The following is a 15,318-nucleotide window of genomic DNA, read 5'->3' on the forward strand; positions in this document are numbered from 1 at the left end:
ACGGAGACCGCCATGACTATCGCTGCTCCGGCCACGATGTTCGACAATGTCCTGCTCCACAACGGCCTGGTGACGGCGTTCGCTGCCGTCGGCATTGTGATGTGGGTGTCCTCCCAGATCTCGAAACGGCTCACGAAGGGGCGCCTGCACGCCTCGGCCATCGCCATCATGATCGGCCTGGCGCTGGCGTATTACGGCGGCGTGGTGACCGGCAAGGAAAAAGGGCTCGCCGATTTCGCGCTGTTCTCGGGCATCGGCCTGATGGGCGGTGCCATGCTGCGCGACTTTGCCATTGTGGCCACGGCCTTCGAGGTGCAGGTGCGCGAGGCACGCAAGGCAGGCATGGTGGGTGCCGTGTCGCTGCTCCTGGGCACCCTGGTGCCGTTTATCGTCGGCGCGCTGGTGGCGCGGGCGTTCGGCTACAGCGACGCCATCAGCATGACGACCATCGGTGCCGGCGCGGTGACCTATATCGTTGGCCCCGTAACCGGCGCGGCGCTGGGCGCCAGCTCCGACGTGATTGCGCTGTCGATAGCCACGGGCCTGATCAAGGCCATCATCGTGATGGTCGGCACGCCGTTCGCCGCCGGCTTCCTGGGCCTGAACAACCCGCGCGCCGCGATGGTGTTCGGCGGGCTTGCCGGTACGGTCAGCGGTGTGTCGGCAGGTCTGGCCGCCACCGACCGCCGGCTGGTGCCTTATGGCGCGCTGGTGGCCACGTTCCACACGGGGCTGGGTTGCCTGCTCGGGCCGTCGGTGCTGTACCTGGCCACCAAGGCGCTGGTGGGCGGCTGATCAGCCGGGTGCGCGGCGGCCGGTCAGCGTCCGCATGCATCCATTGCGCGACGAATCATGAGCCTTTCACATACCCAGATCCGCCTGGCGTCCCTGCTGGGCAGCGGTTATCAATTGACGATAAGACGGTCGCCTGTCGACGCGCAGCCAGTGTCCGTTGAGGTGGTTCAACCGGCATCACAGGAGGTGGCAGGGCAGGTACCGTGGCGGTACATCCAGGAGCTGCTTCGCGCGAGAAAGGTTGTATTGGATACGGGCGATGCGATGACAGCGACAGCAGTTGTGGCGCCCTGAGGGGCATATCGCTCGGCGCGATGTGCCCCAGGATCACCGGGCAACATCTGAGGGCATAAACGATGAGGTGACGCGTAAGGCAACACATGGTTTATGCCCTCGCAATCACCCGTTGCTTTTCCCACATACGTACATTTACGTAATGCTGCAACGCGACAAATCCTTTGCTACAATCAGGGAAAACCCCATAAGGGTAATCCCTGTAAGGAAGGACGTCATGAACACCCAATCCGATATCAAGCTGACCGACCAACTGGAACGCGACCTGATCGAGCGCGAACTGGGCTACCGTGGCCTGGGCATTTCGAACGACGTGAAGCGCGCTATTGCCTTCGTGCAATCCGTGCTGACCCGTCTGCAGTCGCAAGCCCGCAAGGCCAAGGTTAGCTACGCCAACGGTTGAGCTGACACGCTCCCTGAACGTGCAGGTCTCCTGAGGGGACCAAAAGAAGCCGGCGAACGCTGCCCTTGCGGGTGCACAAAGCCGGCTTTTCCATTGCTGGGTCTGCCGAGCGCGCGTAGCGCTGCCGTCACTTGTGAGCGCAATTCACAAGTCTTGCCAGACCTTTTCGTTTTGAGCCGGCATGGCGCAGGGCTATCTTTGAAGCCTTTCGCAGTCCTCTGCTTGCCATGCCGCCGCTCGTCCCATTCTGCCTGCTGATCACCTATGTGGTCTGGGGCACGACCTACCTGGCTATCCGCTTCACGCTGGAGAGCTTCCCGCCGTTGCTGATGACGGCCTCGCGCTTCCTGTGCGCGGGCCTGTTGCTGACCGCCTGGCTGGCCTGGCGGCGCACGCCCATGCCCACGCGGCGCCAACTGCGCAACTGTGCCGTGCCGGCGGTGTTCCTGCTGGTGGGCGGCATGGGATTGACCGCCATCGCCGAGCAAACCATCTCTTCCGGCGCGACCACGGTCATGATTGGATCGATGCCGATCTTCGGCCTGTTCTGGAGCGCCTGCTTCGGCACGCGGCCGCGCTGGTATGAGGGGCTGGCGATTGCCATTGGCAGCGTCGGCATCCTGGTCCTGACCGGAGGGGCCGAGTTTCGCGTGAGTACCACGGGCGTGGTCGCACTGCTGCTCGCGGTGGCCAGCTGGTCGTTCGGCTCTCAGCTGACCCGCCGGCTGGAGCTGCCGGACGGCGCCGCCGCATTCGCGGCGGAGATGCTGATCGGCGGGGTAATCCTGATGGGTCTGTCGGCGTTGCGGCAGGAGCCCTGGCCGGCAGCGGCCAGCGCGCAGGCCTGGTGGGCCTGGGGCTACCTGGTGGTGATGGGTTCCCTGGTGGCGTTTTCCGCCTACATGTACCTGGTTGCGAACGTGAGCCAGACGCTGGCGACCAGCTATGTCTACGTCAACCCGCCGGTGGCGCTGGCCGTCGGCGCCTGGCTGGGCGGGGAACGCATCGCCCCGCAGACTCTGGGGGCAATCGTGCTGATCCTTACGGCGCTGACTGTGCTGGGCATTGGCAGCCTGCGCACCGCTCGCGCCGAAGCGGCGGCCTGAGCCGCGCGGTCCCGGTCAGGTCGACGACTGTTCTTCGATCCAGAGCGACAGGCGTACCTTGTAGGCCTGCTGGATATGGCGGCGCGTGATCTGCTCGGCGAGAGTCGGATCGCGTTTTTCCAGGGCTTCGACCAGTGCCAGGTGTTCTTCGTAAGAGATGCGGGCCCGGCCCGGTACCGCAAGCGTGGTACGGCCGAGCAGCGCCATCGACTCATGCAGCGAACGCAGCGTCTTGAGCAGGTAGCGGTTGTGCGCGCAGCGATGGAGGGTTTCGTGGAACAGCCGGTTGTTGGCGGCCAGGCGGTCGGGGTCGTCGGCCATGGCCAGGTCGCGCTCGACGATATCGCGCAGCAGCGAGATCTCGACGTCCGTGGCGTGGCGGGCGGCCAGCGCGGCCGCGGTGCCTTCCAGCACTTCACGCATGACATAGAGCTCGCTGACCATGCTGGCATCGAGCTGCGTGACCATCATGCCGCGGTTGGGCTCGTTGACGACCAGTCCTTCGGATTCCAGCCGCGACAGCGCTTCACGGACCGGCGTGCGCGACAGCCCCAGCGATTCGGCCAGTTCCACTTCCCGCAGGCGCGTACCCGGGGAAAGCTGGCCCGCCTGGATGGCCGCACGCAACTGCTGGTAGGCGCGCTCGGAACGTGGCAGTGACGAAGCCTGCCCGGCATCGGCGCCGCCGGAAAATTCGGTGGAGATCATGTGAAGCTGGCTCGTTGACCCATGTAAGCGGTCATCATACCCGCTCGCAGGCCGCTGACATCACTGCGACGCAATAGTGTGCACCGCGACCGAGGACTTGCCAGTCGCTGCTAGTGGGCCGGCCTTGTGGCGACAGGCCGGTCACGCGCCGTAGCCCGTTGGCGACTGGAACGGGTGGTACTGGTAGAGCCAGGTTTCCGACAGCGGCTTGCCGCCGAGCCGAAGGAACAGCCGCAGGTCGACGGGTTCCTTGCCGTCGGTGGTCAGGTCGAACTGCGCGCGCCAGTGGCCCGGCACGCCATTGGGCACCGCTTCGGTGAAGACATAGGAGAACTTGCCGCGCGATGCGCTCAGCACGGCTTCGGGTTTGACGCCGAATGGCAGCTTTTCCAGCGGGGCGCCCCTGAACTCCACCATGAACTTGCGCACGCCCTGCGGGCGCGGCTGTCCCGGCTGGCCGCCGTTGCCCATGCGCGTGGCCACGCAGCGCGCCAGCGGGCTCGGGAAGGGTTCGTCGGCAAGCCAGTGCAGGCGATAGCGCAGGCGGTACGTGTTGCCGGCGCGCGCCGGTGCCTTGGGCACCCACATGGCCACGATGTTGTCGTGGATCTCGTCGTCGGTGCGCAGCTCGACCAGCTGTACGGCACCCGCGCCCCAGCCGTCGCGCGGCTCGACCCACAGGCTGGGCCGGCGCTCGTAATTGACGCCGTCCTGATAGTGGTCGAACTGGCGGTCGCGCTGCAGCAGGCCGAAGCCGCGCGGGTTGTCGTCGGCGAAGGCCGATGCCAGGGTCCGCGGCGGGTTGTTGAGCGGGCGCCAGATGTGCTCGCCGGCGCCGTTCCAGATGGCCAGGCCGTCGGAATCGTGGACTTCGGGGCGCCAGTCTACCGCGGTGCCCTTCATGGTCTCGGAGAACCAGTACATCGAGGTGATCGGCGCCAGCCCCAGACGCGCCACGTCCTTGCGCAGGAACAGCGCGCATTCCACGTCCATCACCACGGCTTTGCCACGCTGCATGACGAACTTGTAGGCGCCCGTGATGCTGGGGCCGTCCAGCAGCGCATAGACGGTGACTGTGTCGCCCTTGCCCTCGGGCGTCTCGAAGTAGAAGTGGGTGAAATTCGGGAATTCTTCCGCCTTGCCGGCCTCGGCCACGTCGATGGCGATGCCGCGCGCGGACAGGCCGTACTGGTATAGCTCGCCGATTGCGCGGAAGTATGAGGCGCCCAGGAAGGCGACCCAATCGTTCTTTTTCCAGTCACGCACCTTCTGGTCGCCAAGGCGGCTCTCCTGGAAGCGGAAGCCCGCGAAGCCGCTGCCGCGCGGCAGCTTGTGCGCGGGGCTGTCGGCGGGCATGTCGAAGTAGCTTTCTTCGTAGACGATCTCGCGCGCATTGCTCTTGCCATCCCGGCCGCGGTCGATCACATGCATGCGCACCGGCGTGCGGAAGTAGGTGCCCAGGTGGAAGAACGTCACCGGGAACTGTCCCGGACCCTCGGCGAACAACGCGTTGTCGGGGCGGAAGCGGATCTTGCCGTGGGCGTCGTAGTCGATGCGGTCGAGTATCTCGGGCGGGGGCGCCGGCGGCGCTGCAAAGGGTTTGCCGGCCAGGGCGCGGGCCTGGTCGATGAGGGCGTCGAAGCTGAACGGGTGTGCGTCGCCCAGCTTGATCCCGCTGGCGGCCAACGCAGAAGGAGTGATGCCCAGTGCGGCCAGGGCAGCGGAGGCGGTGGCGGAAACCAGCAGGGTGCGGCGGTTCATCATGTGGCGTCAGCGTCCTTTTTCTCGTCTTAGGTCAGTGCAGAACTGTAAGAGACGCCACGGCCGGGCGAAAGTTCGGACACTGACTGTTACAGCAGGCGGCGATCCGGTCACTCGGCGGCGCGGGCACGGCGCTGCGCCCGCCGCTTCCGCGAGATCATGTTCAGCCCCTCCACCGCGGCCGAGAACGCCATCGCCGTATAGATATATCCCTTGGGCACATGGGTGCCGAGGCCTTCGGCGACCAGCGTCATGCCGATCATCATCAGGAAGGCCAGGGCCAGCATCACGATGGTGGGGTTGCGGTTGATGAAGTTGGCCAGCGGCGTGGCGGCGAACAGCATCGCCGTGACGGCGGCGATCACCGCGATGAACATGATCTCGACGTGTTCGGTCATGCCCACGGCGGTGATGATGCTGTCGATCGAGAACACCAGGTCCAGCACCAGGATCTGGCCGATGGCACTCGCGAAGCTCTGGGTCGCGCTGGCCTTGCCGCTGTCCTCTCCCTCGGGCTCGCCCGAGACATGGTGGTGGATCTCGCGTGTGGCCTTCCAGACCAGGAACGCGCCGCCGGCGATCAGGATCAAGCCGCGCCAGGAGATGCCGCGCCCGAGCACGGTAAAGAGCGGTTCGGTCAGCGTGACGATGACGGCAATGGTGGCCAGGAGCGCCAGCCGCAGGATCAGGGCCAGGCCGATGCCTACGCGCCGCGCCTTCTCGCGCATGGCTTCCGGCAGCTTGTTGGTGAGAATGGAAATGAAGATCAGGTTGTCGATGCCAAGCACGATCTCCATGGCGACCAGCGTGGCCAGCGCGGCCCAGGCGACGGGATCCTGCAGCAAAGCGAGGGACGATTCCATGTCAGCTCCGGTCAGGGGGAGGGCCGGTGCCGCTGGCCCGCAAGCGCAGTGTTGCCGACATGGTAGCAAGCGCTTTTGACCGGTGGAAATCACGAACGCAAAGATTAGGGTTGTCGTCGGCCTTGATGGAATATAGTATGTGATATATCAGTAAATACTATCGAGCCATCAAGGAGACAGGCAATGAAAGTGTGCATCTATGGGGCAGGCGCCATCGGCGGCTATGTCGGCGCCCAGCTGGCGCGGGCGGGGGCAGAGGTCAGCTTCGTGGCGCGCGGCCCGCACCTGGCCGCCATGCAGGCCAACGGCGTCCGGCTGCTGATCGACGGCGAGGAGCGCGTCGCCAAGGTCAATTGCACCAGCGACCCGCGCGAACTCGGGCCGCAGGACTATGTGTTTGTCACCCTCAAGGCGCATTCGGTGCCCGGCGTGGTGGACCTGATGCAGCCGCTGCTGGGTCCGCAGACTGCGGTGGTCACGGGCGTCAACGGCATACCGTACTGGTACTTCTATAAGCATGGCGGCAAGCTGGCTGGCTCGACGCTGGAAAGCGTGGACCCGGGCGGCCGGCAGTGGCGCGGTTTCGGGCCGGAGCGCGCGATCGGCTGCGTGGTCTATCCCGCTGCAGAAATCATCGAGCCCGGCGTGATCAAGCACGTGTACGGCAAGAAGTTTCCGCTGGGCGAACCTGACGGCAGCCATTCCGAGCGCGTGACGCGGCTCAGCGAGATGATGATGGCCGCCGACCTCGATGCGCCGGTGCGCGACAACATCCGCGACGAGATCTGGCTCAAGCTGTGGGGCAACCTGTGCTTCAATCCGATCAGCGCGCTGACGCACGCGACGCTGGACGTGATCACCGCCAACCCGGCCACGCGTGCGCTGTCGCGCCAGATGATGCTGGAGGCCCAGAGCATCGCCGAGTCCTTCGGCGTGAAGTTCCGCGTCGACGTCGAACGGCGCATCAATGGCGCGGGCGCGGTGGGGGCCCACAAGACATCGATGCTGCAGGACCTGGAAGCGGGCCGCGCGATGGAAATCGACCCGCTGCTCACCGTGGTGCAGGAAATGGGCCGGCTCGTCGGCCAACCTACGCCAATGTGCGACGCGGTGCTGGGCCTGATCAAGCAGCGCGACGAAATGGCCCGCCTGGCAGCCTGATCCGGAAGGCCTTTACCAGCCGCCCGGTCCCTGGCCCCGCATGGGAGCGGGCGGCGCTTTCCGCTGCAAAGCTGGCGGGGAAAGTCGCGTTTTCGTGGCTTCGCCATCCGGAATGGATAGCCATTGTGATATACCATATACGACAGACCGGGCACCGGGCGGACGCCGCCATCACGCTCCCATCGGGGTTTGATGCAATTCGGGAATGACTCCAGGCGATTTTGCTAAGCTGTGCAGGAATGCGGCGGGCAGCCATCGTGGCCGCTGCGCCACCGGTCTCACACGAGCTTATTCATGTCTGCGCAAAGCCAACCTATCGTCCAGTCTCCTGGACTGACCCTGTCCGTGCAACCGATCAACGCCGGTGCGAGCCTGCGCGACCAGGCCTACGCCATGCTGCGCCAGGCCATTGCCGACGCGGATATCTACCAGTCGCGCGACGAGATCCGGCTCGATGAGCGCGTGCTGAGCGAAGCCATGGGCGTGAGCCGCACGCCGATCCGCGAAGCCATGACGCTGCTGGAGCAGGAGGGCTTCCTGCGTACCGTGCCGCGGCGCGGCATCTACATCATGCGCAAGACCAAGCGCGAGATCGTAGAGATGATCCAGATGTGGGCGGCACTGGAAAGCATGGCGGCGCGCCTCGCCACGCTGCATGCCACCGATGCCGAGATCGCCCAGTTGCGGCGCATGTTCGACAGCTTCCGCGATTCGACACCGGCCGAGCACATCGAGGAATACTCGGACGCCAATATCGTGTTCCACCAGGCGATCGTGCAGCTGTCGAAGTCGCAGATCATCATGGACACGATCCGCAATATCTTTATCCACGTGCGGGCGATCCGGAAGATGACCATCTCCCAGAGCGACCGGGCGGCGCGCTCGATCGTCGACCACCTGCGCATCATCGAGGCGTTGGAAAAGCGCGACACCGAGTTGGCCGAGCGGCTGGTGCGGCAGCACTCGCTGGACCTGGCCGACTACGTCGAGAAGCACTGCGATTTCCTCGACTGAGCTGCCGCAAGAGGGCAGTAGCTAGCAGTGAGAACGGCGGACCTTGTCCGCCGTTCTTGTTTTGGGCTCCGCTCGAGCGCCTCCCATATTGGTATGTGATATATCAACGAGGGGAGTGCAAAATCATCCACATGATTTACTCTTTCGCCACTTTGCTACCGCCTTGCTCCCCGTTGGCTTAAGCCAGACAAGGCTTAGCGCTGGGACGACGTCATCACTGCCGACGTCGGCTTTGCTGCATTGCAACGACGAAAGTTCGCAGCCGAGCAGGAAAATAGCTTGCCGTCTTCTGATATATCACATACCGTATGTCATCAGAGCGGTCGAGATGACCCGCACAGGTTAAACAAAAGCAGAGGAGACATTGCGATGGAAAGAAAAGCGCTGGATGGCATCCGTGTCCTGGACATGACGCACGTTCAGGCAGGCCCTTCCGCCACGCAGCTAATGGCATGGATGGGCGCCGACGTGATCAAGGTGGAAATGCCGGGGCGCGGTGACATCACCCGCAGCCAGCTGCGCGACGTGCCCAACGCCGACAGCCTGTACTTCACCATGCTCAACAGCAACAAGCGCAGCCTGACGCTGAACATGAAGACGCCCGAAGGCAAGGCGCTGCTCGAAGACCTGGTCCAGCGCAGCGACGTGCTGATCGAGAACTTCGGCCCCGGCGTGCTCGCGCGTGCGGGCTTCGACTGGGACCGCCTGCAGGACCTGAACCCCCGCCTGATCTATGCGTCGATCAAGGGCTTCGGCCCGGGTCCGTACCAGGACTGCAAGGCGTATGAAAACGTGGCCCAGTGCATGGGCGGCTCCGCCTCCACCACCGGCGATGCCGCTGGCGTACCGACCGTGACCGGCGCGCAGATCGGCGACTCGGGCACCGGCGTGCACTGCGTGGTCGGCATCCTGGCCGCGCTGCTGCAGCGCGAGCATTCGGGGCGCGGCCAGCGCGTCGAAGTCGCCATGCAGGACGCCGTGCTGAACCTGTGCCGCGTGAAGCTGCGCGACCAGCAGCGGCTCGATGCCGGCCCGCTGCGCGAGTACCCCAACGAGCAGTTCGACGACCACGTGCCGCGCGCGGGCAATGCGTCGGGCGGCGGCCAGCCGGGCGCCGCGCTGCGCTGCTCGCCCGGCGGCCCCAACGACTACGTCTACGTCATCATCCAGCCGCAGGGCTGGGAGCCGCTGATGCGCCTGTGCGGCCGCGAGGACCTGATCACCGATCCGGAGTTCGCCACGCCCGAGGTGCGCCTGAAGAAGCTGGCGCAATGCTTCGGCATCATCGAGCAATGGACTATGGGTCGCACCAAGTTCGAGGTGATGAACGCGCTCAACGAAGTCGATGTGCCGTGCGGTCCGATCCTGTCGATGAAGGACCTGATCGAGGACAAGTCGATGTACGAGCGCGGCTACCTCGTGGAGCTGGACCACCCGACGCGCGGCAAGTACGTGCAGCTGGGTTCGCCGATCGCGCTGTCCGATTCGCCGGTGAAGGTGGAGCGCGCCCCACTGCTGGGCGAGCACACCGAGGAAATCCTGGAGTGGCTGGGCCGCACGCCGGCGCAGATTGCTGCGATGAAGCTGGCCGGCGCCGTCTGAGCGCCGGCAGTCCCTCCCTCTGTCTCTCACACTGAGCGGGCGCGCCTGGCGCGTGCCCGCCGGAGGAGTATTTGCTGTGCAATCCTGGATTCGTTTTCGCCGTGCCGACGGCAGTATCGGTCATGGCCGCACCGAAGGCGACGGTAGCGACCGCGTCATTGAATACGATGGTCCCGGCTATGTCGACCCTCGACCCACTGGCGCCGCTTACAAGCTGGACGAACTGCACCTGCTTGCCCCGTGCGAGCCTGGCAAGGTCGTGGCGCTGTGGAACAACTTCCACGCGCTGGCGCGCAAGCTGGAAAAGCCCGTGCCGACCCACCCGCTGTTCCTGATCAAGCCGGCCACTTCGCTGGCGGGCCCCGGCGATGCCGTGGAGCGGCCGCGCAGCTATGACGGCAAGATCGTCTACGAGGGCGAGCTTGGCATCGTGATCGGCAAGAAGGCGCGCAATGTGTCGGTGGCCGAAGCGGCGTCGCACATCTTCGGCTACACCGTCGTCAATGACGTGACCGCGGCCGAGCTGATCGCCGCCGACCCCAATTTCCCGCAGTGGACTCGCGCGAAGGGCTTCGACACTTTCGGCTGCGTGGGCCCGGCCATCGTCCCCGGCTTCAACTGGCGCGCAGCCAGCGTGAAGACGCGGCTCGACGGCGTGGAGCGGCAGAACTACCCGCTCTCGGACATGATCTTCACGCCCGAAGAACAGGTCAGCCGCATCTCGCAGGACCTGACGCTGATGCCGGGCGATGTGATCGCCGTCGGCACTTCGCTGGGCGTGGGCTCGATGAAGGATGGCGCGGTGGTGGAGGTGAGCATCGAAGGCATCGGCTCGCTGGTGAACCACGTGCGCGGGTAAAGATCCGCCCAACAATCAAAGGGAAAGCCATGCCAATGACAATTGGTGTACCCCGGGAGGTCCATCCCGGGGAGCGGCGCGTTGCCGCGACCCCCGATTCGGTCAGGGAACTGACCAAGCTCGGTTATGAGGTGGCGGTGGAGTCCGGCGCCGGCGAGCAGGCCTCGTTCTCGGACGAAGCGTACCGGGCCGCCGGCGCAGCCATCGTGGATGCCGCCAGCCTGTGGGCGTCGGTCGACGTGGTGATCAAGGTGCGCCCGCCGCAAGTGCATCCGGGCCTGGGCGTGGAAGAAGCGGCGCTGCTCAAGAAGCATGCCGCGCTGATCAGCTTCGTCTGGCCCGCGCAGCATATGGCGCTGCTGGAGCGGCTGTCGCAGCGCGGCGCCACGGTGCTGGCGATGGACTGCGTGCCGCGCATCTCGCGTGCGCAGAAGCTCGATGCGCTCAGTTCGATGGCCAATATGGCTGGCTATCGTGCGGTGATCGAAGCCGCGCATGCATTCGGCCGCCCATTCGCCGGCCAGATCACGGCGGCGGGCAAGATCCCGCCCGCGCACGTACTGGTGATCGGCGCAGGCGTGGCGGGCCTTGCGGCCATCGGCGCGGCGCGCAGCCTGGGCGCTGTGGTGCGCGCCTTCGATACGCGGCCCGTGGTGCGCCAGCAGATCGAAAGCCTCGGTGCCGAATTCCTGACCGTCGAAATCGAGGAAGACGGCAGCGGCAGCGGCGGCTATGCCAAGGAGATGAGCCCGGCGTTCATCGAGGCGGAGATGAAGCTCTTCGCCGAGCAGGCGCGCGAGGTGGACATCATCATCACCACCGCGCTGATTCCCGGCAAGCCTGCGCCACGCCTGCTGGAAGCCGACACGGTGGCGCTGATGCGACCCGGCAGCGTGGTGGTGGATCTGGCCGCGGAGCAGGGCGGCAACTGCGTGCTGACCGTGCCCGGTGAAGCGGTCACGCACCAGGGGGTAACGGTAGTTGGCTACACCGACCTGCCCAGCCGCATGGCGGCGCAGTCGAGCCAGCTCTACGCCACCAATATCCGGCACCTGCTGACGGAGCTGACGCCCGGCAAGGACGGCCAGCTCGTGGTCGACATGGATGACGAAATGATCCGTGGCGCCACGGTGCTGCACCAGGGCGACGTCACCTGGCCGCCGCCGCCGCTGAAGACCTTGCCGCCGCCAGCGCCCGCGGCCGAGGCGCCGGCGCAAGTGGAACCCGCCGCGCCGCCCAGCCGCACGGGCTCGACGCTGGTCGCACTGGCCATCGCCGTGATGGCGTTGCTGGCGCTCGGTGCCGTGGCACCACCAGCCTTCATGGCCCACTTCACGGTATTCGTGCTGGCGATCTTCGTCGGCTACCAGGTCGTGTGGAACGTGACCGCCGCACTGCATACGCCGCTGATGAGCGTGACCAACGCGATCAGCGGGATCATCGTGGTCGGCGCGCTCGTGCAGCTCGGCAAGCCGTCGCTCGTCACCGCCATCGTCGCCGGCGCGGCGGTGCTGATTGCCACCATCAACATCGCGGGCGGCTTCCTGGTGACGCAGCGCATGCTGAAGATGTTCCAGCGCGACTGAGGAGACAGATATGCCTTCGGGAATCAGCAGTATTGCTTACCTGGGCGCCAGCGCGCTCTTCATCCTCAGCCTGAGCGGGCTGAGCCATCCGGCCACGGCGAAGCGCGGCAACCTGCTGGGCATCGCCGGCATGGCGATCGCGGTGCTGACCACGGTGCTGGCCGGGAGCCCTGACGGGGTGCCCATCATCATCGGCGCGATGGTGCTCGGCGCGGCGGCCGGCGCCGTGCTGGCCCGGCGCGTCGAGATGACGCAGATGCCGGAGCTGGTCGCGGTGCTGCACAGCTTCGTCGGCCTGGCCGCCGTACTGGTGGGCTACGCCAACTACCTCGATGCCCATGCGCTCACGGGCGCCGAGAAAGCGATCCATGAGGTCGAGACCTATCTCGGCATCCTGATCGGCGCGGTGACGTTCACGGGCTCGGTGATCGCCTTTCTCAAGCTGCGCGGCACGCTTGGCGGCAAACCGACGCTGCTGCCAGGCCGCCACGTGCTCAATGCGCTGGCGCTGGTGGTGTGCGTGGTGCTGGCCTACCAGTTCCTGAACGCACCTTCAGTGCAGGACGGGCTGGTGCCGCTGGGCGTGATGACGGTGATCGCGCTACTGGTGGGCGCGCACCTGGTCGCGGCCATCGGCGGCGCCGACATGCCGGTGGTGGTGTCGATGCTGAACAGCTACTCCGGCTGGGCCGCCGCGGCGACCGGCTTCATGCTCGGCAACGACCTGCTCATCATCACCGGTGCGCTGGTGGGGTCGAGCGGCGCCATCCTCAGCTACATCATGTGCAAGGCCATGAACCGCAAGTTCCTGTCGGTGATCCTGGGCGGGTTCGGCGCGACTCAGGCCAAGGGCGCGGCAACGGAGCAGGGCGAAGTGCTGCCGGTCTCCAGCGACGAGGTCAGCGCGCTGCTGAAGGACGCGAACGAGGTCATCATCGTTCCCGGCTATGGCATGGCGGTGGCGCAGGCGCAGGGCACCATCAGCGAGATCGCGCGGCGGCTGCGCGCGCAGGGCGTCAATGTGCGCTTCGGCATTCATCCGGTGGCTGGCCGCTTGCCCGGGCACATGAACGTGCTGCTGGCCGAAGCGCGCGTGCCGTATGACATCGTGCTCGAGATGGAGGAGATCAACGACGACTTCGAGCATGCCGACGTCGTCCTGGTGGTCGGCGCCAACGATATCGTTAACCCGGGGGCGCTCGAGGATCCCGCCAGCCCCATCGCCGGCATGCCGGTGCTCGAAGTCTGGAAGGCGCGCACCGTGGTGGTGTCCAAGCGCAGCATGGCGGCCGGCTATGCGGGCGTCGACAACCCCTTGTTTTACAAGGAGAACACGCGGATGTGGTTCGGCGATGCCAAGGGCAGCGTGGACGCGCTGCTGCGCCAGCTCGAGGAGGTTCCTGCCTGATTGCCGCTGCTACGCGCCGCCGTTGATGACGACGCCTTATGTATCAACTCGCAGTCATCTGGTCGGCGCCCCGCGAAATTGATGCGGAATCCGCAATATATAAACGATCGTGAATACATACGATAAAAAAGTTTAAGCCTGACGAAATTAAGCATGGGGTAGCATCAATCCCCGGAGTTACGTGCCGCAATGTCAGGCGCCGATCTAGTTGTGAAGAAGGGTTCCGAATAGAGCAGCCCTAAGCAGTCCCGTCGAGGACGCAAAAAAGCACTAGGAGACACATAGATGGCGCATCAAGAAGGAGCCATGTCCGGCAATGGACATGGCTTGCAGAATCGTTGGTTCCAACTGGCCGTAGGCGTGGTTTGCATGGGCCTGGTGGCGAACCTGCAGTATGGCTGGACTCTCTTTGTGTCACCGATGGACGCCAAGCATCACTGGGGCACGTCCGCGATCCAGGTGGCATTTTCCATATTCATCGTGACCGAAACCTGGCTGGTGCCGCTGGAAGGCTGGCTGGTGGACAAGTTCGGCCCGCGGCCGGTGGTGGCCGGCGGGGCGATCTGCGCGGGCCTGGCGTGGGTGATGAATGCGTATGCGACGACACTGCCGGAGCTGTACGCGGCGGCGGTGATCGCGGGCATCGGCGCGGGCGGCGTGTACGGCACGTGCGTGGGCAATGCGCTGAAGTGGTTCCCGGACAAGCGTGGCCTGGCAGCGGGTCTGACCGCCGCGGGCTTTGGCACCGGCGCGGCGCTGACGGTCATTCCTATTGCAAACATGATCCACAGCGCAGGTTACGAGAAGGCGTTCCTGTTCTTCGGGATCCTGCAAGGCGTGGCGATCTTCGCGCTGGCATTGCTGCTGGTGAAGCCGCGGGCACCGAAGGGGGCAGTGGCGGCGAAGGCGGTGCTGACCAACCCGGTGGAGTTCACGCCGGGGCAGATGGTCAAGACGCCGGTGTTCTGGCTGATCTACGTGAGCTTCGTGGCGGTGGCCGCGGGCGGGATCATGGCGACGGCGCAGCTGGGCCCGATCGCGAAGGACTTCGGCTTCGCCTCGATGCCGGTGACGATGCTGGGCATGACGCTGCCGCTGCTGACGATGACGCTGTCGATCGACAACCTGTGCAACGGCTTTACGCGTCCGCTGTGCGGCTTCCTCTCCGATCGGTTCGGCCGCGAGAACACGATGTTCGTGATCTTCCTCGGTGAGGGCCTGGCCCTGCTCGGGTTGATGCAGTTTGGCCGCGACCCGTATGCGTTCATGTTCTTCGCGGCGCTGACATTCCTGTTCTGGGGCGAGATCTTCTCGATCTTCCCGGCGCTGTGTGCGGACACGTTCGGCAGCAAGTTCGCCGCAGCGAATGCAGGCACCTTGTACACGGCAAAGGGGACGGCGGCGATGCTGGTGCCGCTGGCGTCGATCCTGTCGGCGCGCGGAGGCTGGGATGCGGTCTTCACGGTCGCAGCGGTGGTGACGATTGCAGCGGGCGTGTCGGCAAAGCTGGTGCTGGCGCCGATGCGCAAGCGGTTCATCACAGGCCATTCGAAGTCGTCCATGTCCATGCCGGTGTCGGACGTGGCTTTCCTCGCGAGTGCATCGGCCAGGCGCGGCGATTAAGCGGGCATGACCTTATCTGCATGACGCATTGAGATTTTTGGAGGCCTGGCGCTTGCGCCAGGCCATCAGGCGCAAGCGCCTGGTACCGGACGCGAGACGTTGAGGACCTCGTCAAAGCATTTCAGAGGGCCTCAG

General features: G+C 65.4%; 13 protein-coding genes. 10 read left to right on the forward strand and 3 right to left on the reverse strand.

The window, feature by feature from the left end; all coding sequences use genetic code 11:
* Positions 1–12 precede the first annotated feature (12 nt).
* The 3 genes from madM (at position 13) to yedA (ending at position 2,598) form a co-directional block, all read left to right on the forward strand.
* Complete coding sequence (madM, locus tag AC3FNH_RS25730; protein ID WP_488722075.1) at positions 13–795, forward strand: malonate transporter subunit MadM; 783 nt, start codon at positions 13–15, stop codon at positions 793–795.
* A 511-nt stretch (positions 796–1,306) separates the two neighbouring features.
* Entirely contained in the window at positions 1,307–1,492 is a 186-nt protein-coding gene (locus AC3FNH_RS25735) for a hypothetical protein (protein WP_276101897.1), read from the forward strand.
* A gap of 227 nt (positions 1,493–1,719) precedes the next feature.
* Positions 1,720–2,598: a drug/metabolite exporter YedA gene (gene yedA, locus AC3FNH_RS25740; RefSeq protein ID WP_276101896.1), complete on the forward strand. Its 879-nt coding sequence runs from the start codon at positions 1,720–1,722 to the stop codon at positions 2,596–2,598.
* Between the two features lie 15 nt (positions 2,599–2,613).
* On the opposite strand, the gene AC3FNH_RS25745 is transcribed toward yedA, so the two are convergent.
* The 3 genes from AC3FNH_RS25745 to AC3FNH_RS25755 form a co-directional block, all read right to left on the reverse strand.
* Positions 2,614–3,306: a GntR family transcriptional regulator gene (locus tag AC3FNH_RS25745; protein ID WP_276101895.1), complete on the reverse strand. Its 693-nt coding sequence runs from the start codon at positions 3,304–3,306 to the stop codon at positions 2,614–2,616.
* Between the two features lie 141 nt (positions 3,307–3,447).
* Positions 3,448–5,070 (reverse strand): OpgD/OpgG family glucan biosynthesis protein, encoded by a 1,623-nt coding sequence (locus AC3FNH_RS25750; RefSeq protein WP_488722076.1) that lies wholly within the window; start codon positions 5,068–5,070, stop codon positions 3,448–3,450.
* Positions 5,071–5,177: 107 nt separating this feature from the next.
* Positions 5,178–5,930, reverse strand: a complete 753-nt coding sequence (locus AC3FNH_RS25755; RefSeq protein ID WP_488722077.1) for a TerC family protein — start codon at positions 5,928–5,930, stop codon at positions 5,178–5,180.
* A gap of 183 nt (positions 5,931–6,113) precedes the next feature.
* Between AC3FNH_RS25755 and AC3FNH_RS25760 the strand changes: the two genes are divergently transcribed.
* The 7 genes from AC3FNH_RS25760 (at position 6,114) to oxlT (ending at position 15,183) form a co-directional block, all read left to right on the forward strand.
* Positions 6,114–7,091 (forward strand): 2-dehydropantoate 2-reductase, encoded by a 978-nt coding sequence (locus AC3FNH_RS25760; RefSeq protein WP_276101892.1) that lies wholly within the window; start codon positions 6,114–6,116, stop codon positions 7,089–7,091.
* 294 nt (positions 7,092–7,385) lie between these two features.
* Entirely contained in the window at positions 7,386–8,105 is a 720-nt protein-coding gene (locus tag AC3FNH_RS25765; RefSeq protein ID WP_276101891.1) for a GntR family transcriptional regulator, read from the forward strand.
* A gap of 369 nt (positions 8,106–8,474) precedes the next feature.
* Positions 8,475–9,707 (forward strand): formyl-CoA transferase, encoded by a 1,233-nt coding sequence (frc, locus tag AC3FNH_RS25770; RefSeq protein ID WP_276101890.1) that lies wholly within the window; start codon positions 8,475–8,477, stop codon positions 9,705–9,707.
* 76 nt (positions 9,708–9,783) lie between these two features.
* Positions 9,784–10,566, forward strand: coding sequence for a fumarylacetoacetate hydrolase family protein (locus tag AC3FNH_RS25775; RefSeq protein WP_276101889.1), 783 nt, complete (start codon positions 9,784–9,786; stop codon positions 10,564–10,566).
* 29 nt (positions 10,567–10,595) lie between these two features.
* On the forward strand, positions 10,596–12,152 hold the full coding sequence (locus tag AC3FNH_RS25780) for a Re/Si-specific NAD(P)(+) transhydrogenase subunit alpha (RefSeq protein ID WP_488722078.1): 1,557 nt from the start codon (positions 10,596–10,598) through the stop codon (positions 12,150–12,152).
* A 10-nt stretch (positions 12,153–12,162) separates the two neighbouring features.
* Positions 12,163–13,560: a Re/Si-specific NAD(P)(+) transhydrogenase subunit beta gene (gene pntB, locus AC3FNH_RS25785; protein WP_276101887.1), complete on the forward strand. Its 1,398-nt coding sequence runs from the start codon at positions 12,163–12,165 to the stop codon at positions 13,558–13,560.
* 285 nt (positions 13,561–13,845) lie between these two features.
* Entirely contained in the window at positions 13,846–15,183 is a 1,338-nt protein-coding gene (oxlT, locus tag AC3FNH_RS25790; RefSeq protein ID WP_488722079.1) for an oxalate/formate MFS antiporter, read from the forward strand.
* Positions 15,184–15,318 lie beyond the last annotated feature (135 nt).

The sequence above is a fragment of the Cupriavidus sp. 22TCCZM01-5 genome, assembly GCF_057798915.1.

Coding starts and splice junctions, on each gene's coding strand:
- madM (WP_488722075.1), top strand. CDS start 13: ATGACTATCGCTGCTCCGGCCACGATGTTCGACAATGTCCTGCTCCAC.
- AC3FNH_RS25735 (WP_276101897.1), top strand. CDS start 1,307: ATGAACACCCAATCCGATATCAAGCTGACCGACCAACTGGAACGCGAC.
- yedA (WP_276101896.1), top strand. CDS start 1,720: ATGCCGCCGCTCGTCCCATTCTGCCTGCTGATCACCTATGTGGTCTGG.
- AC3FNH_RS25745 (WP_276101895.1), bottom strand. CDS start 3,306: ATGATCTCCACCGAATTTTCCGGCGGCGCCGATGCCGGGCAGGCTTCG.
- AC3FNH_RS25750 (WP_488722076.1), bottom strand. CDS start 5,070: ATGATGAACCGCCGCACCCTGCTGGTTTCCGCCACCGCCTCCGCTGCC.
- AC3FNH_RS25755 (WP_488722077.1), bottom strand. CDS start 5,930: ATGGAATCGTCCCTCGCTTTGCTGCAGGATCCCGTCGCCTGGGCCGCG.
- AC3FNH_RS25760 (WP_276101892.1), top strand. CDS start 6,114: ATGAAAGTGTGCATCTATGGGGCAGGCGCCATCGGCGGCTATGTCGGC.
- AC3FNH_RS25765 (WP_276101891.1), top strand. CDS start 7,386: ATGTCTGCGCAAAGCCAACCTATCGTCCAGTCTCCTGGACTGACCCTG.
- frc (WP_276101890.1), top strand. CDS start 8,475: ATGGAAAGAAAAGCGCTGGATGGCATCCGTGTCCTGGACATGACGCAC.
- AC3FNH_RS25780 (WP_488722078.1), top strand. CDS start 10,596: ATGCCAATGACAATTGGTGTACCCCGGGAGGTCCATCCCGGGGAGCGG.
- pntB (WP_276101887.1), top strand. CDS start 12,163: ATGCCTTCGGGAATCAGCAGTATTGCTTACCTGGGCGCCAGCGCGCTC.
- oxlT (WP_488722079.1), top strand. CDS start 13,846: ATGGCGCATCAAGAAGGAGCCATGTCCGGCAATGGACATGGCTTGCAG.